The sequence below is a fragment of the Vannielia sp. SX4 genome, assembly GCF_052828525.1.
The window spans coordinates 1,718,225-1,739,034 of sequence record NZ_CM128247.1; the positions used below are offsets into that span (position 1 = coordinate 1,718,225).

Annotated in this window: 20 protein-coding genes; 8 read left to right on the forward strand and 12 right to left on the reverse strand. The window is 66.7% G+C overall.

Features of this window, described 5'->3' with window-relative positions; all coding sequences use genetic code 11:
• Window positions 1–39: 39 nt before the first annotated feature.
• Genes ACUXVX_RS08575 through ACUXVX_RS08590 form a run of 4 tightly spaced genes read right to left on the reverse strand, consistent with a single transcriptional unit; the run spans window position 40 to window position 3,928 of the window.
• Window positions 40–639, reverse strand: coding sequence for a DUF1287 domain-containing protein (locus ACUXVX_RS08575; RefSeq protein WP_446311194.1), 600 nt, complete (start codon window positions 637–639; stop codon window positions 40–42).
• Window positions 636–1,547 carry a DUF817 domain-containing protein gene (locus tag ACUXVX_RS08580; RefSeq protein ID WP_446311195.1) on the reverse strand — a complete coding sequence of 304 codons (912 nt, stop codon included), beginning with the start codon at window positions 1,545–1,547 and terminating at the stop codon, window positions 636–638. The genes ACUXVX_RS08575 and ACUXVX_RS08580 overlap by 4 nt, the downstream gene beginning before the upstream one ends.
• Window positions 1,547–2,938, reverse strand: coding sequence for a surface lipoprotein assembly modifier (locus ACUXVX_RS08585; protein ID WP_446311196.1), 1,392 nt, complete (start codon window positions 2,936–2,938; stop codon window positions 1,547–1,549). The genes ACUXVX_RS08580 and ACUXVX_RS08585 overlap by 1 nt, the downstream gene beginning before the upstream one ends.
• Before the next feature lie 3 nt (window positions 2,939–2,941).
• The gene (locus ACUXVX_RS08590) at window positions 2,942–3,928 is read right to left on the reverse strand and encodes a hypothetical protein (protein WP_446311197.1); all 987 of its coding nucleotides are present in this window, start codon (window positions 3,926–3,928) and stop codon (window positions 2,942–2,944) included.
• Between the two features lie 215 nt (window positions 3,929–4,143).
• On the opposite strand from ACUXVX_RS08590, the gene ACUXVX_RS08595 reads away from it, so the two are divergent.
• The 6 genes from ACUXVX_RS08595 to ACUXVX_RS08620 all read left to right on the forward strand — a co-directional run bounded on the left by ACUXVX_RS08595 (window position 4,144) and on the right by ACUXVX_RS08620 (window position 8,353).
• Window positions 4,144–4,977 carry a thymidylate synthase gene (locus ACUXVX_RS08595; protein ID WP_446311198.1) on the forward strand — a complete coding sequence of 278 codons (834 nt, stop codon included), beginning with the start codon at window positions 4,144–4,146 and terminating at the stop codon, window positions 4,975–4,977.
• Window positions 4,977–5,453, forward strand: a complete 477-nt coding sequence (locus tag ACUXVX_RS08600; protein WP_446311199.1) for a dihydrofolate reductase — start codon at window positions 4,977–4,979, stop codon at window positions 5,451–5,453. The genes ACUXVX_RS08595 and ACUXVX_RS08600 overlap by 1 nt, the downstream gene beginning before the upstream one ends.
• 61 nt (window positions 5,454–5,514) lie before the next feature.
• Window positions 5,515–6,219: a molybdate ABC transporter substrate-binding protein gene (modA, locus tag ACUXVX_RS08605; protein ID WP_446311200.1), complete on the forward strand. Its 705-nt coding sequence runs from the start codon at window positions 5,515–5,517 to the stop codon at window positions 6,217–6,219.
• Window positions 6,216–6,908 (forward strand): molybdate ABC transporter permease subunit, encoded by a 693-nt coding sequence (modB, locus tag ACUXVX_RS08610; RefSeq protein ID WP_446311201.1) that lies wholly within the window; start codon window positions 6,216–6,218, stop codon window positions 6,906–6,908. Before modA ends, modB begins: the two co-directional genes overlap by 4 nt.
• Window positions 6,905–7,975 (forward strand): molybdenum ABC transporter ATP-binding protein, encoded by a 1,071-nt coding sequence (modC, locus tag ACUXVX_RS08615; RefSeq protein ID WP_446311521.1) that lies wholly within the window; start codon window positions 6,905–6,907, stop codon window positions 7,973–7,975. The genes modB and modC overlap by 4 nt, the downstream gene beginning before the upstream one ends.
• Window positions 7,976–8,125: 150 nt before the next feature.
• Window positions 8,126–8,353: a hypothetical protein gene (locus ACUXVX_RS08620; RefSeq protein WP_446311202.1), complete on the forward strand. Its 228-nt coding sequence runs from the start codon at window positions 8,126–8,128 to the stop codon at window positions 8,351–8,353.
• Window positions 8,354–8,476: 123 nt separating this feature from the next.
• On the opposite strand, the gene ACUXVX_RS08625 is transcribed toward ACUXVX_RS08620, so the two are convergent.
• A complete protein-coding gene (locus ACUXVX_RS08625; RefSeq protein WP_074254814.1) occupies window positions 8,477–8,683 on the reverse strand; it encodes a cold-shock protein in 207 nt (68 codons plus the stop codon).
• A 203-nt stretch (window positions 8,684–8,886) separates the two neighbouring features.
• Here ACUXVX_RS08625 and ACUXVX_RS08630 point away from each other — a divergent pair, with 203 nt between their 5' ends.
• Window positions 8,887–9,198: an arsenate reductase family protein gene (locus ACUXVX_RS08630; RefSeq protein ID WP_446311203.1), complete on the forward strand. Its 312-nt coding sequence runs from the start codon at window positions 8,887–8,889 to the stop codon at window positions 9,196–9,198.
• 4 nt (window positions 9,199–9,202) lie between these two features.
• Here the strand turns inward: ACUXVX_RS08630 and ACUXVX_RS08635 are convergent, their stop codons facing one another.
• The 5 genes from ACUXVX_RS08635 to thrS form a co-directional block, all read right to left on the reverse strand.
• Complete coding sequence (locus tag ACUXVX_RS08635; protein ID WP_446311204.1) at window positions 9,203–9,769, reverse strand: DoxX family protein; 567 nt, start codon at window positions 9,767–9,769, stop codon at window positions 9,203–9,205.
• On the reverse strand, window positions 9,766–10,467 hold the full coding sequence (locus ACUXVX_RS08640; protein ID WP_446311205.1) for an HvfC/BufC N-terminal domain-containing protein: 702 nt from the start codon (window positions 10,465–10,467) through the stop codon (window positions 9,766–9,768). The genes ACUXVX_RS08635 and ACUXVX_RS08640 overlap by 4 nt, the downstream gene beginning before the upstream one ends.
• Entirely contained in the window at window positions 10,464–11,315 is an 852-nt protein-coding gene (gene bufB / locus ACUXVX_RS08645) for an MNIO family bufferin maturase (RefSeq protein ID WP_446311206.1), read from the reverse strand. The genes ACUXVX_RS08640 and bufB overlap by 4 nt, the downstream gene beginning before the upstream one ends.
• A gap of 60 nt (window positions 11,316–11,375) precedes the next feature.
• Window positions 11,376–11,678: a BufA1 family periplasmic bufferin-type metallophore gene (locus tag ACUXVX_RS08650; RefSeq protein WP_222469967.1), complete on the reverse strand. Its 303-nt coding sequence runs from the start codon at window positions 11,676–11,678 to the stop codon at window positions 11,376–11,378.
• Window positions 11,679–12,012: 334 nt separating this feature from the next.
• Window positions 12,013–13,998, reverse strand: coding sequence for a threonine--tRNA ligase (thrS, locus tag ACUXVX_RS08655; protein WP_446311207.1), 1,986 nt, complete (start codon window positions 13,996–13,998; stop codon window positions 12,013–12,015).
• Window positions 13,999–14,171: 173 nt separating this feature from the next.
• Between thrS and ACUXVX_RS08660 the strand changes: the two genes are divergently transcribed.
• Window positions 14,172–15,449: an MFS transporter gene (locus tag ACUXVX_RS08660; RefSeq protein WP_446311208.1), complete on the forward strand. Its 1,278-nt coding sequence runs from the start codon at window positions 14,172–14,174 to the stop codon at window positions 15,447–15,449.
• 14 nt (window positions 15,450–15,463) lie between these two features.
• Here ACUXVX_RS08660 and ACUXVX_RS08665 read toward each other — a convergent pair whose 3' ends face one another.
• Window positions 15,464–17,614 carry a tetratricopeptide repeat-containing sulfotransferase family protein gene (locus ACUXVX_RS08665; RefSeq protein ID WP_446311209.1) on the reverse strand — a complete coding sequence of 717 codons (2,151 nt, stop codon included), beginning with the start codon at window positions 17,612–17,614 and terminating at the stop codon, window positions 15,464–15,466.
• Window positions 17,615–17,618: 4 nt separating this feature from the next.
• On the reverse strand, window positions 17,619–20,726 hold the full coding sequence (locus ACUXVX_RS08670) for a valine--tRNA ligase (protein ID WP_446311210.1): 3,108 nt from the start codon (window positions 20,724–20,726) through the stop codon (window positions 17,619–17,621).
• Between the last annotated feature and the right edge of the window lie 84 nt (window positions 20,727–20,810).

Below are 20,810 nucleotides of genomic sequence, written 5' to 3' on the forward strand. Positions count from 1 at the left end.
ATACTTGGGCCAAGATGAAGGTCAGAAGGCGCTTGGGCGTCATCGGGCGGCGAGCCATCTGCGGGCGGCGTCCGTCAGGCGGAAGTGGCCCTGCATCGGGTGGTCGAAGAGCATGTGCTCGGTGCGGGTGCCTGCGCCGATGTTGTGGGTGACAAGCGGTGTGCCGTCCGGCGCGGTGCCTTTGGCGATGATGCCGATGTGAGGCAAGGCGGTGCCGGTGAGGCGGAAGCTGACGATGTCGCCTGGCGCGAAGGCCGCCGGGTCGGAGGAGAGCGGCAGCGCGGCGCCGGCGCGGGTGAAGAGGGTTTCGAGGTTGGGTACGCGGCGGTGGTCGATGTTGCGGTCGGTGGTGCGCAGGCCCCAGAGCGGGGGATAGGCGGCGAAATTGCGCTTCATGTCGGCATTGGTGGCGGCCTGAAGGTCAATGCCCCACGCGTCGCGCAGGGCGCGGATGACGACATCGGTGCAGACGCCTCGCTCCCGCGGCAGGTCGCCGCCGGGGAACTCGAGGCCAACGTAGGCGGGATCGTAAATCACGGTGACGCCGACTTGGGCCTCGGCGGCGGCGGCGAGATCGCGGCCCGGATTGGCGGTGGCGGGGCTGGTGAGCGCAAGCAGCAGGGCGAGCGCCCGGATCATGCGCGCAGCTCCTCCCCGGCGTGGGGCAGGTCGCGGCGTGGCGGGCGTTGCGCCTCGCGGTAGAGGAAGTCGCGCATCACTAGGGTGACGGTGACGAAGGCGACGAAGAGCAGCAGGTACCATGACCCCATCTTGGAAAAGCTGACCATCTGCGTCCAGTGCTGTCCGGGGTAGGCCCATGTGCCGGTGACGGTTCCGATGTTTTCGGCCACCCAGACCATGAGCGCCACGAGGAAGGCGGTGAGCGGAAGGGGCATCCAGAGCGGACGGGTGCCGACGTAGAACCAGACGCGGGTGCGGGCGTAGAGGATCAGCGTGGCGGCGAAGAGGGCGAGGCGGATGTCGGGCAGGAAGTGGTGGGCGAAGAAGTTGACGTAGATCGCGCAGGCCAGCAGGACGGTCATCCAGAACGGCGGGTAGGGGGCGAAGCGCATCTCGAAGATCCGCGCGACGCGGGCGATGTAGCTGCCGATGGAGGCATACATGAAGCCGGAGAACATCGGCACGCCCATGATCTTGAGCACGCCGGCTTCGGGGTAGGACCATGAACCCGCCTGCACCTTGAAGAACTCCATTGCCGTGCCGGTGAGGTGGAAGAGCGCGATGACCTTGGCCTCCTCCCATGTTTCGAGCCGTGCCCAGAGGAAAAGCACCTGCGTGGAGAGGGCGAAGAGCACCAGAAAATCGTAGCGGGCGAGCGCCCATGACGGTTGCCAGACGGCTTTGGTGGCGAGGATGGCGACCAGCAGCAGCCCACCGAAGAGCGCGGCCCAGCCCTGCTTGAGGGTGAACATGACCAAGTCTGCCAGCCAGCCGGGCAGGCGGCGTCGGGCCCAGTCGCCCATGCCGCGCTCGAGCCGGCGGGTGCCGCCGTCGAGGTGGCGCGGAGGTGCGGGCGGGCGTGACATCAGAAGGTGGATTTCAGCCCGAAGGTGATGCCGAGGGTTTCGGTCGAGTAGAGATCGACGCTGCTGTTGTTCTGCTCGAAGCTGACGCCGACCTCGGGGGCGAAGCCGTAATAGTCGGCCTCTGAAAAAAAGAAGGTCAGGCCCAATTTGGCGCGGTTGTCGCGACGGTCTGTGCTGAAGAGGGCGGCCTCGTAATCGCGGTACTCGTAGCTTGCGGAAAGCGTGGTTTCGGCGGTGAACACTGGTTTCGCCAACCGGTAGGCGGCGAAGAGCTTTTGCGAGGAGTGGGCGGTCAGCGCGCTGTCGGAGTCGACCTCTTTGGCGGAAGCGATGACGGTGAGTTGGCCGGTCTCGAAGCGGCGGGAGAGGCCCAGTTGCAGCTCGGAAGAGGTGAGCGAGTTCAGCGGGTTGTCGATCCGGTCTTGCCATTCGCCCAGCACGGCGACCCAGCCGGAGGTGCGGGGCGCGAGGCGGAAGCTCTGGCCGAGGCGGGCGCGGGCGAAGGTGAGCAACGGTTCGCCGCCATACCAGCTTTTGCCGATGGCGACTTCGGCGTCGAAGAGGCCGAAGGCGGGGCCCTTGGCGCCCTGCGGGCGCTTCTTGGGGGCGCGGGTCAGGCCGAAGGTGAGCTCGGCGGAGGTATAGGCGTAGTCGGCGGCGTCGGCCATCGGGGCCTGTTCCTTGGCCTCGCCGGAGAGCCAGTAGCGCTTGGCCTCGATGCCGCCGCCGAAGCGGAGGATGGTGCGGGGGCCAGAGCGGATGCGGTACTCGGTGGAAGCGCCGAGCGAGAGCTGTGTGCCGGAGAGCGCCTGCGCATCGCCTGAAAGCTGAAAGCCGAGGCCGCCGATCTCGATCCGGTCGGTGGCCGCACCGTTGTTGATGTTGGAGGAGGGCGTGAGCGACAGGCTCAGCTTGCTGCGCCAAGGGTTGCGGCCGCGAACATAGGTGAAGTCGCGCTGGGCGGCGGTGCGGGCGGCATCGCTCGGCGCATATTCGGCGGCACGGCGCAGCCAGAACTGGGCGCGGGTGCGCTTGTCATCGGAGGCCAGCGCCTGGGCCATCGCGACGGAGGCGTGATAGCGCTCTTTGTCGTCGCCAGCGGCTTCCCAAGCCTGCCGGGCATAGGCCTGCGCCTCGGCGTAGCGGCCAAGGGCGCGGGCGGCGCGGCTGGCTGTGGTGGCGGCGGCGACATCGTTTGGGTCTGCCACCAGCAGGGCGCGGGCGATATCCAGCCCGTAGGCGGGCTGGCCCGCGATCACGGCACGTGCCGCGATCTGCCGGGCCTCGGCGGGCTCGACGGTGACGGGTTGCGAGGCGGCAGGGCCTGCGATCAGCAGGAGCGCGAGACAGATGCGCCCGAGCGTGAGGCCGAGACCACGGGCGGGGCCCATGGCTTACGGGTCCGTGGCGATGAAGACGCCGGTTTCCTGCGCGTTGAAACCATCGACGGTATCATCGTCGAGACCGGTTTGGGTGAAGCCGCCGGAATCGCTCTGACCTTCCCGTGCCGGGCCGGTGATAACGATCAGGCCAACGATCTCCTCGGAGTTGGGCCCGGCGAAGGCGCCCTCCCACGTGCCGCTCTCGAAGACATCACCGGCATTGCTGCCGGTGCGGTCGAGCGAGGAGGCGGCGCCGTCGAAGATGAAGCCGTCTTCATCGGAGTAGGCGGTGGCGAGGCTGATGGCGGGCAGGGTGCCGAGGAATGCGCCATTGATGTCGTAGACGTTGCGCACGCCGATCGCGCCTTCGATCGCGCCGGTGGTCTCGAAGTCGAGGAAGTCGACCTCGATGGTGGCGTCGGCGGTGGTGAAGCTCACGTCATTCTCGCCGCCGCCGAAGGTCGAGACCCGCACGCCAGCGTAGCCGCCTTCGTACACGGCCTCGCCCTGACGGGCGATGTCGGGCGCGGACACGCCGCTGCGGGTGTATTGCGCGCCGCCCCAGCCGAAGCCGTTGTAGTCGCCGGTGCCGACCGCGCTGGCGGTGGTGTAGGCGCCTGCGCCGTAGACGGCGAAATACTTGCGCTGGTTGGTTTCGGCGCTGGCATCGCCGCTTTCATACTGCGCGAAGGGGGCGCCGGTGGCCTCCACCGCCGCGAGGCCCATGTAGGTGTAGCGCTCGGCGCCGGTGCCTTCGGGGCCGTCAAAGGGCAGGTCGTCGATGGTGAGCGTGTTGTCGCCATTCAGAGTGACGCCGGTGAGGTCGCCCGCGACGCGGCGGGTGGTGGTGCCGGTCGTGACCGCGCTATCATTGGCGGGGCTGCCGCTGTCGGTGCCGGTCTCGTTGCCGGGCCCGGCTGTGACGGGGTTTCCTTCGCCGCCTCCACCGCAAGCCGAAAGAAGGGCGAGGAGGGCAATGGCGGACAGGCTGGAGCGCATGGCGAACTCGTTCTTGTTTGTGACTGCTCTTCGTTTGGCCTTAATTTCCGTGTGGCGGGGGCAGGTGTCAACGATTTGTGAACGAAATCGGGCGGGAAAGGGGTGAGCGTTGCCGATCCACCCGTTCGGGCCGGATTTTACAAGATGAAGCGGGTGCTTTTCGCAGGGCCGCGATATGTGGTAGGGCAAATGCGCAGCAGAAAACGGGGGAATCGGTGAGGCAGTATCTGGACGCCCTTAGGGAAGTGCTGGAGCGGGGCGAGGTTTCGACCGACCGCACAGGCACGGGCACGGTCAGCGCCTTTGGGCTGCAGGCGCGGTATGACCTCAGCACGAGCTTTCCGCTGGTGACGACGAAGAAGCTGCATCTGCGGTCGATCATTCATGAGCTGCTGTGGTTTCTCTCGGGCGATACCAACATCAGGTATCTGAAAGAGAACGGCGTGAGCATCTGGGACGAGTGGGCCGATGAGAACGGCGATCTCGGGCCGGTCTATGGCCGCCAGTGGCGCGACTTTCCGCAGCTTGTGCCGACGGATGCGGTGGCGAACGGGCAGCGGCTCTATGAGCGGCGCTCGGTGGACCAGATCGCAACGCTGGTGGAGCGGATCAAGGCCACGCCCGACAGCCGCCGACTGATCGTCAGCGCGTGGAACCCGGGCGAGGTGGACGATATGGCGCTGCCGCCGTGCCACACGCTTTGGCAGGTGCGGGTGCTGGGCGGAAAGCTGCACTTGCAGCTCTACCAGCGGTCGGCGGACATGTTCCTCGGCGTGCCGTTCAACATTGCCAGCTACGCGCTGCTCGCGGTGATGCTGGCCCATGTGACGGGCTATGAGCCGGGTGAGTTCGTGCATTCGATTGGCGATGCGCACATTTACTCCAACCATATGGAGCAGGTGCAGGAGCAGCTTTCGCGCGAGCCGAGGGAGCTGCCGAGGTTGCGGCTGGCGCGGGATGTGGAGAGCCTGTTCGACTTCCGTTTCGAGGACTTCGTGATCGAGGGGTATGACCCTGCGCCCGCGATCAAGGCACCGGTGGCAGTGTAATGCTAAGCCTGATCGTTGCACGCGACCGGAATGGCGCGATCGGCAAGGATGGTGACATCCCGTGGCGGGCGCCGGAGGACCTGAAGTTCTTCAAGCGCGAAACGCTGGGCGGCGCGGTGATCATGGGGCGCAAGACATGGGAGAGCCTGCCGTTCAAACCTCTGCCGGATCGGTTGAACCTTGTAGTCTCTTCGCGCACCGATCTGGGCGTGCACAGCTTTCACCAGCCGGGCCATGCGCTGAACTATGCCCATGACGCCGGGCATCGGCGGGTCTATGGCATTGGCGGTGAAGGGATTTTCAAGGCCTTCATGGGGCTGGCCGACAGGTTGCTGATCACCGAGGTTGAGCTTGAGATCGAGGGAGCCGATGCCTTCATGCCCGCGTTCGACGAGGCCGACTGGCGGCTGGCGGGCGAGCAGGTGCTGCGCGAGGGGGAGCCGCGCTGCGTGCTGCGGGAGTGGCTGCGGCGGTAGGACCATGGTGGGGGCGGCGGGCAGATTGCCGACCCTACGGTGGGGCGCTAGGCTCGCGGCCATGAAACGGGTTTTTCTGGCAGTTCTGATGATGCTCGGCGCGGTGACGGCGCGGGCGGAGAGCGTGACGGTGTTTGCCGCCGCATCGCTGAAGGGTGCCTTGGACGAGGTCGTGGCGGGCTGGAGCGGGGAGGCGCGCGTCTCTTACGCGGGGTCTTCGGCGCTGGCGCGGCAGATCGCGGCGGGGGCCCCGGCGGATGTGTTCATCTCGGCCAACCCGGAGTGGGTCGACTGGCTGGAGGCCGAGGGCGTGGCGCTTGAGCGGGCGGACTTGCTGAGCAACGCGTTGGTGCTGGTGGCCGCGGCTGATGACCCGCGCGTGGGGTTGGAGGCGCTGGAGGGCGGCGACCGGGTGGCGATGGCGCTGGTGGAGGCGGTGCCTGCAGGAATTTACGGCAAGGCGGCGCTTGAGAGCTTGGCGCTCTGGGAGGCGGTCGCGCCGCGGGTGGTGCAGGCCGACAACGTGCGGGCGGCGCTGGCGCTGGTGGCGCTGGGCGAGGCGCCGCTTGGGATCGTTTACGCGACCGACGCATTGGCGGAGCCGGGGGTGCGGGTTGTGGCGGAATTTCCGGCAGGGAGCCATCCGCCGATCACCTACCCCGTGGCGGCACTGAGCGAGGCCGGGGCGCCTTTGCTAGAGTTTCTGCAAACCCCTGAGGCGGCTGAGATCTTTGCCCGCCACGGCTTCGAGGTGCCTGAGGAGTGAGCTGGCTCGGGCCGGAGGAATGGGCGGCGGTAGCGCTTTCGCTGAAGGTGGCCTTCTGGGCGACGCTCTTTGCCCTGCCGCCGGGCATCTTCGTGGCCGTGGCGCTGGCGCGCTGGCGGTTTCCGGGGCGGGAGATCGTGAATGGGCTGGTGCATTTGCCGCTGGTGCTGCCGCCGGTGGTGACGGGCTATCTGCTGTTGATGACCTTCGGCACGCGCGGCTGGCTGGGCGGGGCGCTGGCCGAGGTGGGCGTGGTCTTTGCCTTTCGCTGGACGGGCGCGGCGCTTGCCGCCGGGATCATGGGGTTCCCGCTGCTGGTCCGGGCGATCCGGCTCTCGGTGGAGGCGGTGGACCCGAAGCTGGAGCAGGCGGCGGCGACACTGGGGGCCTCACGGGCATGGGTGTTTTGCACCGTGACGCTGCCGCTGATCCTGCCCGGCGTGATCGCGGGCGGGGTGCTGGCCTTCGCCAAGGCGATGGGCGAGTTCGGCGCGACGATCACCTTTGTTTCCAACATTCCCGGTGAGACCCAGACCCTGCCGCTGGCGGTGCATAACTTCATGCAGGTGCCGGGCGCGGAGGCCTCGGCCTGGCGGCTGGTGGTGGTGGCGCTGGTGGTGGCGATGGGGGCCTTGCTGCTGAGCGAATGGCTTTCGCGCCGGGTGGCCGCACGGGTGGCGGGCCGATGACGCTGGATGTGGCACTGGTGATGAAGCTGGGGGGCTTCACCCTCGATGTGGCCTTTGCGGCGCCTGCCGGGATCACCGTGCTGTATGGCCGCTCGGGCGCGGGAAAATCGAGCATCATCAATGCGGTGGCGGGGCTGGCCAAGCCCGATGGGGGCCGGATCACGGTGGAGGGCGAGGTGCTGTTCGACAGCCGCGCCGGGGTGAACCTGCCCGCCCACAAGCGCCGAATGGGCTGCATCTTTCAGGATGCGCGGCTGTTCCCGCATCTGACGGTGGCGCAAAATCTGCGCTATGGGCGCTGGTTCTCGAAGCGCGGGCCGGAGGAGGCGCGGGTGGTGGAGATGCTGGGCATCGGGCCGCTGCTGGAGCGTCGCCCCGGGGCGCTCTCAGGGGGTGAGCGGCAGCGGGTGGCGATTGGTCGGGCGCTGATGGCGGGGCCGCGAATGCTGCTGGCCGACGAGCCGCTGGCGGCGCTGGACGAGGCGCGGAAGGCGGAGATTTTGCCCTATTTCGAGCGGCTTGGCGCCGAGATGGGGGTGCCGGTGCTGTACGTGTCGCACGCGCCGGCAGAGGTCGCTCGGCTGGCGACGACGGTGGTGGCGCTGGCGGAGGGCAAGGTGGTGCGGCAAGGCCCGGCGGCGGATGTGCTGGGCGACCCGCAAGTCACCCCGCTTGGCCCGCGGGCGGCAGGCTCGGTGCTGGAGGCGCGGGTGCTGGCGCATCACAAGGACGGGTTGAGCGAGTTGGAGGCGGGTGGGCTGCGGCTGCATCTGCCGGTGGTCAGCCACCCGGTCGGCGCGGTGCTGCGGGTGCATATCGAGGCCGCCGATGTGATGCTGGCGAGCGAGGCGCCGCGCGGTATCTCGGCGCTCAATGTCTGGCCCGCGCGGGTGACGGAAGTGCGCATGGGCACCGGCCCCGGCGCGATCGCCCGGCTGGAGGCGGGCGGGCAGGTGCTGCTGGCGCGGGTCACGCGGCGCTCGGCAGAGGCGATGGCACTTGGTCCGGGGCGCGATGTGTTTGCGGTTTTGAAGGCGGTTTCGGTCGCGCCGGAAAGCGTGGCTTAAGCACCGATCGGGGGTATTCGCGACAAACTGTTTCTGATCTGGAAATTGTTTTGACGCGGAGTTGCGATAACACTGGAGTGGAATTGGGTTTTCAGGCCCGCCTGGCTGCCGCGAATGGGCTTTGGAGGCTTTGGCCAAGGAGAAGGTATCATGCGCAAGAGTGTTTCGATGGCCGCAATCGGGCTGGTGCTGGGCGCGGGGGCCGCACTGGCAGAGGGCAAGGCGGATGCGCCGAAGATCTATGCCTATCCGGAGGAGAACTTTTGCCCCGAGGGGCTTCAGCCGGTGACGCTCGACGGGGTGATCAGTTGCGGCACACCGAACCAGACGGTGAGCTACGGGGCGATGAAGGCCACGCCGGGACGACGCGCCAAATAGCCGGGCCGTTCTGCGCGGGCAGTCGGAAAAGCAGAGAAAAAGAGAGAGGCCGACGGCAAGACCGGCGGCCTTTTGTTTTAGAGGGTCGGGGCTTGGCGGATGGCTCGGCCCCTGATGCGCCGGTCAGAGCAGCTTGAGGTCGCCCGCGCTTTCGCGGCCATCACGGCCGGGGATCATCTCGTAGCTGATCTTCTGGTTGTCGGCGAGGCCGGTGAGGCCCGCGCGCTCCACGGCGGAGATATGGACGAAAATGTCCTTTCCGCCATCGTCGGGTGCAATGAACCCGTAACCCTTAGTCGTATTGAACCATTTCACGGTGCCGGTGGGCATTCCGTTTCTCCCTCTTTGTTTTCGGCCCCTGATCTGCGGGGCACATGCAGTCCGGTCTTCAATCTTCCGGTCCGCATCTGAGGCAGTATCGGTCGTGAAGTCTCCGTGGGTATGAGGATTGTTTCGAGTTGTAAAAAACGCAAGACAAAGCCGGGCGAGGAATCGGATTCTCGGTGGTCTTGGCGAAAAAAGGGGCGGAAGCGATGAAAATTTACGGGTTAAAGACGTGTGATACCTGCCGAAAAGCGGTGAAAGCGAGCGGTGGGGTGCTGGTGGACGTGCGCGAAAATCCGCTTACGCAGGGGCAATTGGAGCAGTTTCTCGCGGCCTTCGGGGAGGCGCTGGTGAACCGGAAATCCACCACATGGCGCGGATTGTCGGAGGCAGAGCACGCGGCGCCGCCGCTGGATTTGCTGGCCGCCCATCCGACGCTGATGAAGCGTCCGGTGATCGAAAAGGACGGGCGGCTCTGGCTGGGCTGGGGCGCGGATGTGCAGGCCGAGGTGCTGCGCTAGGCGCTCAGGCCGGGGCGGCGGAGGGGCCGCGATAGGCCATGAGCGCGCGGTCTACCGAGATTGGCCCTGCGCCGCGCAGCACCAGAACGCCGAGGGCGAAGACCCAGAAGGCGCGTTGATCGAGCAAGAGGGCGTTTGACGGCGCGTCGAACCATGCGCCGATGTCATCGCCGGTGACGCCGTGGCCGTAGACATCGACCACGCTCTGCACGAAGACGAAGCCGATCATCGCCAGCGAGGCGAGGCGGGTGAAGAGGCCGATGACGATGGCGATCGGCAGGATCACCTCGGCCCATGTGCCGGCGAGGGTGACAGCCCAGTGGAAGATGCCGAGCTGGCTCACATCGTAGCTCACCGCCTCCATCGCCTTTGGAAAGATGGTTACATAGGCGCCCGCATCCGGGCGGAAGAGGCCGAGGATGCCCTCGCCGAACTTCGCGAGGCCGGAGTTGAGGTAATAGACCATCAGCACCCCGGCAAAGACGAGGCGGGCGAGGGTGGGGATGAGCCACGGCGCGGCGGCCTCCAGCTGGGTCGCGATGGCATCGTAAATGCTGAGGAGGCGGGTCATGGCTGGGGCTCCGTAAGCGCACCGCCGGTGATCAGGGCGGTGAGGGTTTCGGTGATGTCGAAGCCGTCGGGCGTGGCCTCTTCAAGCGTTTCGCCAGCGGCAAGACCGGCGAGGAAGGCGGGGGCCTGCGGTTGCAGGACGGTGAGCTGCGGGTCGTAGCCGGGGCGGGTGACGAGGACGGATTGGGCCTGCGGCGCGGGCTTGGACCCCTCGCCCCGGGTGAAGCGCCAGATCGCGTGGATCGGATAGGGTGATTGCACGAGGCGGACGCTGGGGGCGAGGGCGAAGCGGCTGTCAGTTGTAATGGTAGCCGGGTCGATAGGTGTGCTGTCGGCGGCGTGGTAGCTCTCGCGCAGGGCCTGCTCCAGCCGGGCCACATCGGGCAGGTAGGGCAGGTGGGCGACTGGGGGGAAGGATTCCAGGAAGGCGGGGAGGGTGGTGCCCCATGTGGCGATGCGCGGATCGCGGGGCGGGTGCTGGCGCACGTATTGCCCGGCGAGGGCGGTGAAGAACTCTTCGCCGACAATAGCTTGGCAGACCGGGAAGGCCTCGGCCAGCGCCTCGGAGAGGGAGACGACCACGTTGTTGCGGTAGACATCGAAACGCTTGCCTGCCGGGCGGCCCTTTGGGTCGATTAGCCCCTCGGGGGCCGGGGTGGCCGGATCGAGCAGCGCGGTATGGAAGGCAGATTGGCTCATGCTGCGACTGGTTCGAGAATGGCCGCGGCGCGGGCGGCCTCGGCCTCCAACTCGGCAAAGGGGGGGATGTTGGCATCCCATTCGATGAGCGTGGGGCGGGGGCCGGAGCGGCGGATGGTTTCGCGGTAGAGCTGCCAGACCGGATCGACGACCTCGGCATCGTGGCTGTCGATCAGGAGGCGGTCGCCGTGTTCGTCACTCTGCTCGTCATGGCCGCCGAGGTGGATCTCGTGGACGGCGGAGAGCGGGAAATGTTCGATATAGTCAAGCGGCTCGCGCTGCTGGTTGGTAGAAGCGACGTAGACGTTATTGACATCCAAGAGCAATCCGCACCCGGTGCGGCGGGCGATCTCGGCAAGAAAGTCGGTTTCCTCCATCTCGGATTCCGCGAAGGCGAGGTAGGTGGAGGGGTTTTCGAGCATCATGGCGCGGCCGATGGTGGCCTGGAGCTGATCAATGTGGTCGCAGACGCTGGTGAGGGTGGCCTCGGTATAGGGCAGCGGCAGCAGGTCGTTCAGGAAGGCGCCCTCGTGGGTGGACCATGCGAGGTGCTCGGAGAAGGAGGCGGGCTGGAGCCAGTCGCAGAGGTGCTTCAAGCGGGTGAGATGATCGCGGTCCAGCGGGGCCTCGCCGCCGATGGAAAGGCCGACACCGTGGACGGAAATGGGGAAGCGCTCTGAGAGGTGGCGAAGCTGGGCCAGCGGGCGGCCGCCATCGCCCATGTAATTTTCGGCGTGGATTTCGAGCCATGAGACGCAGCCGGGCGCGCTCACCAACTCGTTGAAATGCTGGGCTTTGTAGCCAACGCCCACCCCGGCGGGGAGGCGAAAATCGGAAATGCGGGACATGTCGCTCTCCGGTGCTGGAGGGGGTGCGCCCGGCCCCACAGGGAGCCGGGCGCGAAGGTTTTAGGAGGCGGGCAGGTCGCGGTCGAGCTCTTCGAGCGAGCCCATGCGCGCGGTGCCGTCGGCCATTTCGGGCAGCTCGATGTCGGCGCAGGTGCCGGCGGCCACGAGGGTCCAGGCGTTGCCCTGATAGTCAACGGTCGAGGTGCCCTTGCAGGTGGTGCCGGGGCCGGCGGCGCAGTCGTTTTCACCGGCCAGCGACACGCCGAAGCACTTTTCCTGGCTCTGGGCCGAGGCAGTGGTAGCGGCGGTCATGGCGGCGGCGACGGAAGCGGCCACGGCGAGGGTCTTGACGGTCTTGGACATGGGTATCCCCTTGGGTTGGTTGGTTTTTCAAGGTTTGTCTTGGCCCCCGGGTCATCCGTCCGGGGATGTCAAAAATCTATGTCCGAGGGTTGATCACGCGCCATTGACAGGCCTGTGAACACACGCGCCCGTTATGTTTGCAGCGGGTTTTTGCGGTGCAGAAAATTTGCTGAAAATTGGCAAGACACTGAAAAGCAGGGGTTTTGCCCGTGAGGTGGTTGCTCTGTTTTGTAACATTTGCCCCCACGAAGCCGTGAGTTGGCGACATATGGTTACAAAATGAAAGCGCCGCCCGGCGGGGTGCGGGGCGGCGCTCACGTGGGTGTCAGGGATGTTACCGCAGATCGGGCGGCGTGGCCTCGGCGGCGAGGGTTGCCACGATCTCGTCGAGCGATTGCACGGCGGTCTGTTTCTCGCCGAGGCGGCGGACGGAGACGGTGCGCTCCTCGACCTCGCGGCCCCCGCAGGCGAGGATGACCGGCACCTTGCCGACCGAGTGCTCGCGGACCTTGTAGTTGATCTTCTCGTTGCGGGTGTCGGCCTCGGCGCGGATGCCCTTGGCTTGCAGCGCAGCGACCACCTCGTTCACGTAGGTATCGGCCTCGGATGTAATGGAGGCGACCACCACCTGACGCGGTGCGAGCCAGAACGGCAGCTTGCCTTCCCAGTTCTCGATCAGGATGCCGACGAAGCGCTCGAAGCTGCCCAGCGTCGCGCGGTGCAGCATGAAGGGGCGGTGCTTTTCGCCGTCCTGCCCGATGTAGGTGGCGCCGAGGCGCTCGGGCAGGTTGGGATCGACCTGGAAGGTGCCGCACTGCCAGACCCGGCCGATGGCGTCGGTCAGATAGAAGTCGAGCTTGGGGCCGTAGAAGGCGCCGTCGCCCGGCTCAAGCGTGTAGTCGCGGCCCACGGCCTTGATGGCGTTTTCGAGGGCGTTCTCGACGTAATCCCAGCTCTCCTCGCTGCCCACGCGCTTTTCAGGGCGGGTGGCGAACTTGATCTCGAATTCGGGGAAGCCGAGCTCTTCGTAGATGTTGGCGAGGAAGTCGATGAATCGGGCGCATTCCTCTTGGATCTGCTCTTCGGTGCAGAAGATATGCGCGTCATCCTGGGTGAAGCCGCGCACGCGCATGATGCCGTGGAGCGCGCCGGAGGGCTCGAAGCGCGAGCAGGAGCCGAATTCGGCCAGCCGGAGCGGCAGGTCGCGGTAGGACTTAAGGCCTTGGTTGAACACCTGCACGTGGCAGGGACAGTTCATCGGCTTGAGCGCGTTGATCCGGGTCTGGCTGTGGTCCTTGGCCTTGGTGGCGTCGTCGTTCTCGCCGTCGCGGCTTTCGTCCACCTCCACGAGGAACATGTGGTGCTGGTACTTCTCCCAGTGGCCCGAGGCCTCCCAGAGCTTGCGGTCGACGACCTGCGGCGTGTTGATCTCGCGGTAGCCGCCCGCGCGCTGCTTGCGTCGCATGTAGTCTTGCAGGGCGGTGTAGATCGTCCAGCCGTTGGGGTGCCAGAAGACTTGGCCGGGGGCCTCCTCCTGCATGTGGAAGAGGTCCATCTCGCGCCCCAAACGGCGGTGATCGCGCTTTTCGGCCTCTTCAAGGAAGGTGAGGTGGGCCTTGAGGTCTTCGCGGTTTTTGAAGGCGACGCCGTAGATGCGCTGGAGCATCGGGCGGTTCGAGTCACCGCGCCAGTAGGCGCCCGCGACCTTCATCAGCTTGAAGGCGTCGGCGGGGAGCTGGCCGGTGTGCTGGAGGTGCGGGCCGCGGCAGAGATCCTGCCAGTCGCCGTGCCAATACATGCGGATCGGCTGGCCATCGTCGGGGATCATGCCGACCAGCTCGACCTTGTAGTTCTCGCCGGTGTTTTCGTAATGCGCGATGGCATCGGCGCGGGACCAGACCTCGGTGCGGACGGCATCGCGGGCGTTGATGATCTGCTTCATCTTCGCCTCGATGGCGCCGAGATCCTCCGGCGTGAAGGGCTCTTCACGGTCGAAGTCGTAGTACCAGCCGTTCTCGATGACCGGGCCGATGGTGACCTTGGTGTCGGGCCAGAGCTCCTGCACGGCGCGGGCCATGACGTGTGCAAAGTCGTGGCGGATCAGCTCCAGCGCGGGGGCGTCATCCTTCATGGTGTTGATGGCGATCTGCGCATCGGCCTCGATCGGCCAGGCGAGATCGTGGTGCTTGCCATCGACCATCGCGGAGATGGCGGATTTGGCGAGCGATTTGGAGATGGAGGCGGCGACTTCGGCGGGGGTGATCCCGGCCTCGTAGTCACGCGAATTGCCATCGGGGAAGGTGAGGGAAATCTGGGCCATATCGGCTCTCCTCGTCAGTTTGGCGCCCACGGAACGCCCGGTTGCGGGTTATGGTGTGTTCGCTCTTTGGCGGGCCGGGCGGGCGGTGTCAACCGTGGCGCGGGTGGCGGCGGCAGGATTGGGTATTTTCAGCAAGAAAGTGAACCGGGCGGGGGCTGGGGCGTATATGTTGCATGACTGTTGCAGACCGGGCGTTCGAGACGCTGACCGATGAGAGCCGCGCCGAGGCGGAGGATATTACCGAGACCGCGCGCGAGGCGGAGGCGGGGAACTTCTTGCGGCACGGGGCTGCGCTTTCTCTAAGCAAGCTGGCCGATGGGCTGATTGACCCCAAGCTGGTGCTGAGCTGGCTGATGGAGGCGCTGGGCGCTCCGGCGGCGCTGACGGGCCTGCTGGTGCCGGTGCGGGAGGCCGGGGCATTGGTGCCGCAGCTGTTTACCGCGGCCCGTATCCGGGGGATGGGGCGGCGCAAGTGGGCTTGGGCAGCGGGGGCTGCCGGGCAAGGCTTGGCAGCACTGGCGATCCTGGGGGTGGCGTTGTTGCTGGAGGGCTGGGCCGCTGGCGTGGTGATCGTTGCAGCACTGGCGGTGCTGGCGGTGGCGCGCTCGGTTTGTTCGGTGAGCTTCAAGGACGTGCTGGGCAAGACGGTGGACAAGCCGCGCCGGGGGACGGTGACGGGCTTTGCGGCCTCCGTGGCCTCGGGGGGGGTGCTGCTGTTTGCAGGCGTGCTGATGCTGGGCCTGTTTGAAAGATTTCAACTTGTGGCAGGCGCGATTGCGCTGTCTGGGGCAGCATGGCTGGGTGCGGCTTTCATTTTTTCGACTATTCGCGAGGAAGACCGGCCCGGTGATGCCGAAGGGGAGGCAACCGGCTTGGGGCAGCTCTCGTTGCTGCGGGAGGATGCTGATTTGAGGCGCTTCGTGCTGGCGCGGGTGCTGCTTTTGCCCACCGCGCTGGCGCCGCCCTACCTCGTGATGCTGGCCGGGCAGGCAGGGGATGACCGCTGGGGCGCGCTGGGGGCGATGCTGGCGGCCTCGGCACTGGCAGGGCTGGTCTCTGGCTGGGTGTGGGGGCGCTTGTCGGACCGGTCCTCACGGCTGGTGCTGGCGATCTCGGGCGCGGTGGCGGCTGGCTTTCTGGGCCTCGGCGTGGCACTCGGCTCGGGTGGCGCGATGGGCACCGCATGGGCCGCGCCACTGGTGCTCTTTGGCCTGATGGTCAGCTATCGCGGCGTTCGGGTGGGGCGCTCGACCTACCTTGTGAACCTCGCGCCCGAGGAACACCGTGCGAGCTACACCGCGGTGGCCAACACCACGGTTGGCGTGGCCTTGCTGGGTGGCGGGCTCTTTGGCCTGCTGGCCTCGGCGGCAGGGCCGGGCGTGGTGCTGGCGGTGTTCGCAGGTGTGGCGCTTGGCGGCGCGGCCCTGGCCTTTGCGATGAAAGAGGTGTGAGGGCCGTTCAGCCCTCAGTCCCATTCCTCCAAGGCACCGCCGTCGCGCAGGATGTCGATCAGCGGTTTCAACTCGGCCTCGAACTTGCGCCATGCGCCGACCGAGGAGGAGTAAATCGGCTGGCGGACCTGATAGGCCGAGAGGGTGCGGACGGTGCGGGCGTTTTCGTAGAACCGCAGGCAGGCTTCCTCCCACTCAAGGCCGCAATAGTCGATCAGGGCGCGGGCGCCGGCCTCCGGGTCGCCGATGAGGTCTTCGTAGCGGACTTCGAGGAAGGCCTCGGGGGCGGCCTCGCGCCAGAATTCCATGCCCTTGAGGAAGGCGAGGTAATTGTGGGCCAGCTCCTTGAGGTCGGTGGTGTAGCGGTGGGTGCCGTCGGCAAAGCGATTTTTGTAGATCGACAGGCAGTTGTCGCGCGGATCGCGGCGGACGACGATGAAGCGGCTGCCGGGGCAGAGCTGGGGGGCGAAGCCCAGATCGGCGTTGGCGAGCACGGCCTTGTCGGTCAACACGCTGGCCTCGGGGGCGAGGGTGCGGGCCCGTTGGGCAATTTCACCCGCGGTGGCGCGCAGCTCGGAGGCGGTCAGGCCGCGTTCTTCGACAACTGCGAGACGCTGGCGGTCGGAGAGTGCGCCGTTGAGCAAGCCGATTTCGCCGCCGGGGGTCACGGTGCTGTGGCTGGAGACGATCTGCTCGACCAGCGTGGTGCCGGAACGGGGCATGCCGGAGATGAAGATGAGCCGGGGGGCATCGGTGGCCTCGACCGGTGCGGTCTCGGGGCGCCATGTGAGGCGGGCGCGTTCGTTGAGACCCTGCACGAGGCGGTCGCGGGGCGGGAAACGCTCGGCCAGAGTGTCATTTCCGATGCGCAGCAGTTCAAAGGCATCGGCCGGGCGGCCCTGATCTTCAGCGGCTTTTGCGAGGGCAAAGGCGAGGTCGGCGCGGGTGCCGGGCACCTCGGTGCCTTCTTCATAGGCGGCGCGGATCTGCGGCAGGATCGGGTCGTCCTCCAGCAGCATGCGACCGGCGGAATAGTTGCGGGCAAGGCGCCCGTCGATGGTGCCGCTCTCGCAGGCCTGCGCGAAATACTTGGCAGAAAGGTCGAAGTCGCCGGAGTGATGGGCGATCCACGCTAGGCCTGAGAGGCCCGGGCCGAAGTTGGGGCGGGCGGCGAGGGCGCGCTCATAGAAGGCGCGGGCGCTGTCTGTCTGCTCTAGTTCGTTGAGGATGTTGCCCATCAGTGCGAGGTGCGGCGGGGGGGCGGAGGGGCGCTCTGCCCAGGAGGCGAAGGTGGCGCGGGCATCTTCGAACCGCCGGAGGGCGAAGAGGCAGCGGGAGAGGGCGAAGGCGGCCTCCGGGTCGTCCGGCAGCTCGGCGTGGGCTTTTTCGAGCAGCGGCAGGGCGGAGTTGGCGTGGTCTCTGTCGGTGTAGTTCATGCCGAGGAACTTGGCGACAAGGGGGCTGTCGGCCATGAGCTCGCGGGCGCGTTCCAGCAGAGGGGTGGCCTCTTCGAAGCGGCGGCGGGACTGAAGCAATTGGCCGAGTTGCAGATGCGCTTCGGCGTAGCTGTCATCGATGCGGATGGCCTCACGATAGGCGGTTTCGGCCTCGTCGAGCTGGGCCAGCGCCGCGCGGGAGGCTCCGAGCACGGCGAGGATAGGCGCGACGCCGGGATGGCGGCGGTGCAGGGCCTCGGCGGCTTCGGCAGCCTCGGCGGCCTGACCGGACTGGAACAGGCGCACCGCTTCTTGGAACGCGGCGGGATCGGCGCTGCCGAGGTTGGCCTCGCCCGAGCGGTTGCCGGTGCGGGCCTTCATCTCCAGTTCGCGGAAGACCTGCGGGGTCAGGGGCGCGGTTTCGGCGGATTTGAGCAGCTTGTCGACGCCGCGCGAGTCGCCCGCGGCGATCAGCGCGTCGAGCAGAAGGCGCCAGACTATCGGCTCGGTGGGCTTGAGCTCCTGTGCGCGGCGCAGGTGCTTGAGGGCCTTCTTGGGCGCGCGGCGCTGCATCTCGAGCCGGCCCAGGTGGAAGTGGACCTCGGGGAGGCGCTCGTTGAGGCGGAGGATCTTGGCAAAGAGCGCCTGCGCCACATCGAGCTGGCCCGAGGATTGCGCCCGCTGGGCCTGCTGGAACAGGGTTTTGATTTCGGGCGATACCTGGGCCATGCGCTTATCCGATCTCTGCGAGGCGGGCGAGCGCCTCTTTCAGCTTGGCTTCTTCTTCCTGCCGTTCGGCAAGGTTGGCCTGCGCCTCTTCGACCACCTCCGGCGGGGCGTTTTCGGCGAACTTGGGGTTCTTCAGGCGGCCTTGGAGCCCGCCGATCTCCTTGGCGAGCTTGCCGAGGGTCTTCTCCAGCCGGGCTTTCTCTTCGTCGATGTCGATGAGGTCGGCGACGGGGAGGCCGAAGGTGCCGCCGGAGACGGCGATGGTGATTGCGCCCTTGGGCATCTCGTCGGCCTTGGTGAGGCTTTCGACGCGGGCGAGGCGCTTGATCAGGGCCTCGCCTGCCGCGTAGGCGGCCTCGCCCTCGGGGGTGAGGGAGACCTGGATGAGCGGGACATGGAGGCCTGCGGGGACGTGCATTTGGGCACGGGCGGAGCGGATGGCTTCGATGAGGGAGATGACCCAGTTGACCTCGGTATCCGCCGCCGGGTCGATCAGCTCGGGGCCGTATTCGGGCCATTCTGCGTGCATCACGAAGCCGTCGTGGCCCTTTTCGGTCCAGAGTTCCTCGGTGATGAAGGGCATTATCGGGTGCAGCAGGATCAGAACCTGATCGAGCGCCCAGGACATGGTTTCGCGGGTCTCAGCAGCGGCGTCCGTGTCGAACAGCGGTTTGGAGAACTCGATGTACCAGTCGCAGAAGGTGCCCCAGGTGAAGCTGTAGAGCGCCTGCGCAGCGTCGTTGAAGCGGTAGTTTTGCATCGCCTCGTCAACGGCTTGGCGGGTCTTGGCCAGCTCGCCGATGATCCAGCGGTTGACCGTTGAGGTGGGCTTCGGGGTGGCCTTGGGCCGGGCCTCGAAGACGCCGTTCATCTCGGCGAAGCGGGCGGCGTTCCAGAGTTTGGTGCCGAAGTTGCGGTAGCCGGCGATGCGCTGGGTGTCGAGCTTCAGCACGCCGCCGAGGGCGGCCATGGCGGCGGAGGAGAACCGCAGGGCATCGGCGCCGTATTCGTCGATGATTTCCAGCGGGTCGATGACGTTGCCGACCGACTTGGACATCTTCTTGCCCTTGGCGTCGCGGACGAGGCCGTGGAGGTAGACCTCGGTAAAGGGGACTTCGCCGACAACGGCGAGCTGCATCATCATCATCCGGGCGACCCAGAAAAAGAGGATGTCTTGGCCCGTGACGAGGGTGGAGGTGGGGAAGTATTTGGCCAGCTCCGGGGTCTGCTCGGGCCAGCCGAGGGTGCCGATGGGCCAGAGGCCGGAGGAGAACCATGTGTCGAGCACGTCGGGGTCGCGCCAGACGGGGTAGGTCAGGTCCGTCGGGTCCTGGCTGACGTTGTACTGCGCGAGCGAGGCGGCGAGCACGTCGATCGCCTCGGCGCGGGAGGCGACCTCAGTGATGCGGGCGTGGTTGATCGGGGTGGGCGTGTCGGCCAGCTCGTTCTTGAACTTGTGGGTGACGGTCTCGAAGGCGGCGGCGCAGTGGTGGACGGTGCCTGCGTGGACCATGCCTTCGCCCAGCAGGCGGGCCAGCTCGACGTGGTCGAGCGCGCCATCGTTTTCGTCATCCTTGAAATCGGGGGCGGAGAGATCGAGGCCGTACCAGACCGGGATCTGGTGGCCCCACCAGAGTTGGCGGGAGATGCACCAGGGTTCGATGTTGTCGAGCCAGTGGTAGTAGGTTTTCTCGCCGGACTCGGGGAGGATTTTGACCTCGCCGGAACGGACGGCATCCAGCGCGGGGCCGACGATCTTTTCGGCGTCGACGAACCACTGGTCGGTGAGCATGGGCTCGATGACGACCTTGGAGCGGTCGCCGAAGGGTTGCATGATCGGCTTGTTCTCGACGTAGGGCATCATGCCGCCGTCGAAGCAGGTCTCGCCCTCGCCATCCGGCGGGGCGGGGATCATGACGGCGAGGCCCTCGTCGGTGATCTGGGCGACCACCTTCTTGCGGGCCTCAAAACGGTCGAGGCCGCGCAGGTCGTCCGGCACGAGGTTGAGGGTGTCGACCTCGGCTTCGGTGAAATCAGCGCCATTGGCGATTTGCTGGGCGCGGGCGGCGCAGGTGGCGTAATCCTCGCCGTCATCCCGCAGGTTTGCCTTGGTGTCCATCAGGCGGTAGAGCGGGATGTTGTTGCGGGTGGCGACGCCGTAGTCGTTGAAGTCGTGGGCGCCGGTGATCTTGACCGCGCCGGAGCCGAAGGTCGGGTCCGGGTATTCGTCGGTGATGATCGGGATCAGGCGGCGGTGCTCCTTGGGGCCGACCGGGATTTCGCAGAGTTTTCCGACGACTGGGGCGTAACGCTCATCTGATGGGTGAACCGCGACAGCGCCGTCGCCCAGCATGGTTTCAGGCCGGGTCGTGGCGATGGAGATGTAATCGCGGGTCTCGCGGAGGGTGACGTTTCCGTCCTCGTCCTTCTCGACGTATTCGTAGGTTTCGCCGCCCGCCAGCGGGTATTTGAAGTGCCACATGTGGCCCGGCGTCTCGATGTTTTCGACCTCGAGATCGGAGATGGCGGTCTCGAAATGCGGGTCCCAGTTGACGAGGCGTTTGCCGCGATAGATCAGGCCCTTTTCGTACATGTCGACGAAGACCTTGATCACCGCGTCGTGGAAGTTGGGGCCGCTTCCGGCATCGGGGTCGCCCGCCGCGCCGCCCATGGTGAAGGCCTCGCGGGACCAGTCGCAGGAGGCGCCGAGGCGTTTGAGCTGCCCGATGATGGTGCCGCGCGAGGCGACCTTTTGCTGCCAGACCCGCTCAAGAAACTTCTCGCGGCCCATCTCGACGCGGGTCGGCTCGCCCTTGGCGGCCATCTCTCGCTCGGTGACCATTTGCGTGGCGATGCCCGCGTGGTCGGTGCCGGGCTGCCAGAGCGTGTCGAACCCGCGCATGCGGTGCCAGCGGATGAGAATATCCTGCAACGTGTTGTTGAAGGCGTGGCCCATGTGGAGCGAGCCGGTCACGTTGGGCGGCGGGATCATGATGGAATAGGTCTCGGGGCGACGCGCGGCCACACCGGCGGCGAAAGCGCCTGCCTTCTCCCATGCCGCGTAGATGCGGCCTTCGGCTTCGCTTGCGTCGAACGTCTTTTCCATCGCCATTGTGGCTCTCCGGCTCGTCTTGCTGTTGGGGCGAGGGGATACCCGTTCGGGCGGGCGAGGGAAAGCCCGTGCTGGCTCTGGACA

Excerpts from the sequence above, each read along its gene's own strand:
- ACUXVX_RS08575 (WP_446311194.1), bottom strand. The coding sequence starts at position 639 with ATGATCCGGGCGCTCGCCCTGCTGCTTGCGCTCACCAGCCCCGCCACC.
- ACUXVX_RS08580 (WP_446311195.1), bottom strand. The coding sequence starts at position 1,547 with ATGTCACGCCCGCCCGCACCTCCGCGCCACCTCGACGGCGGCACCCGC.
- ACUXVX_RS08585 (WP_446311196.1), bottom strand. The coding sequence starts at position 2,938 with ATGGGCCCCGCCCGTGGTCTCGGCCTCACGCTCGGGCGCATCTGTCTC.
- ACUXVX_RS08590 (WP_446311197.1), bottom strand. The coding sequence starts at position 3,928 with ATGCGCTCCAGCCTGTCCGCCATTGCCCTCCTCGCCCTTCTTTCGGCT.
- ACUXVX_RS08600 (WP_446311199.1), top strand. The coding sequence starts at position 4,977 with ATGCTAAGCCTGATCGTTGCACGCGACCGGAATGGCGCGATCGGCAAG.
- modA (WP_446311200.1), top strand. The coding sequence starts at position 5,515 with ATGAAACGGGTTTTTCTGGCAGTTCTGATGATGCTCGGCGCGGTGACG.
- modC (WP_446311521.1), top strand. The coding sequence starts at position 6,905 with ATGACGCTGGATGTGGCACTGGTGATGAAGCTGGGGGGCTTCACCCTC.
- ACUXVX_RS08620 (WP_446311202.1), top strand. The coding sequence starts at position 8,126 with ATGCGCAAGAGTGTTTCGATGGCCGCAATCGGGCTGGTGCTGGGCGCG.
- ACUXVX_RS08625 (WP_074254814.1), bottom strand. The coding sequence starts at position 8,683 with ATGCCCACCGGCACCGTGAAATGGTTCAATACGACTAAGGGTTACGGG.
- ACUXVX_RS08630 (WP_446311203.1), top strand. The coding sequence starts at position 8,887 with ATGAAAATTTACGGGTTAAAGACGTGTGATACCTGCCGAAAAGCGGTG.
- ACUXVX_RS08635 (WP_446311204.1), bottom strand. The coding sequence starts at position 9,769 with ATGACCCGCCTCCTCAGCATTTACGATGCCATCGCGACCCAGCTGGAG.
- ACUXVX_RS08640 (WP_446311205.1), bottom strand. The coding sequence starts at position 10,467 with ATGAGCCAATCTGCCTTCCATACCGCGCTGCTCGATCCGGCCACCCCG.
- bufB (WP_446311206.1), bottom strand. The coding sequence starts at position 11,315 with ATGTCCCGCATTTCCGATTTTCGCCTCCCCGCCGGGGTGGGCGTTGGC.
- ACUXVX_RS08650 (WP_222469967.1), bottom strand. The coding sequence starts at position 11,678 with ATGTCCAAGACCGTCAAGACCCTCGCCGTGGCCGCTTCCGTCGCCGCC.
- thrS (WP_446311207.1), bottom strand. The coding sequence starts at position 13,998 with ATGGCCCAGATTTCCCTCACCTTCCCCGATGGCAATTCGCGTGACTAC.
- ACUXVX_RS08660 (WP_446311208.1), top strand. The coding sequence starts at position 14,172 with ATGACTGTTGCAGACCGGGCGTTCGAGACGCTGACCGATGAGAGCCGC.
- ACUXVX_RS08665 (WP_446311209.1), bottom strand. The coding sequence starts at position 17,614 with ATGGCCCAGGTATCGCCCGAAATCAAAACCCTGTTCCAGCAGGCCCAG.
- ACUXVX_RS08670 (WP_446311210.1), bottom strand. The coding sequence starts at position 20,726 with ATGGCGATGGAAAAGACGTTCGACGCAAGCGAAGCCGAAGGCCGCATC.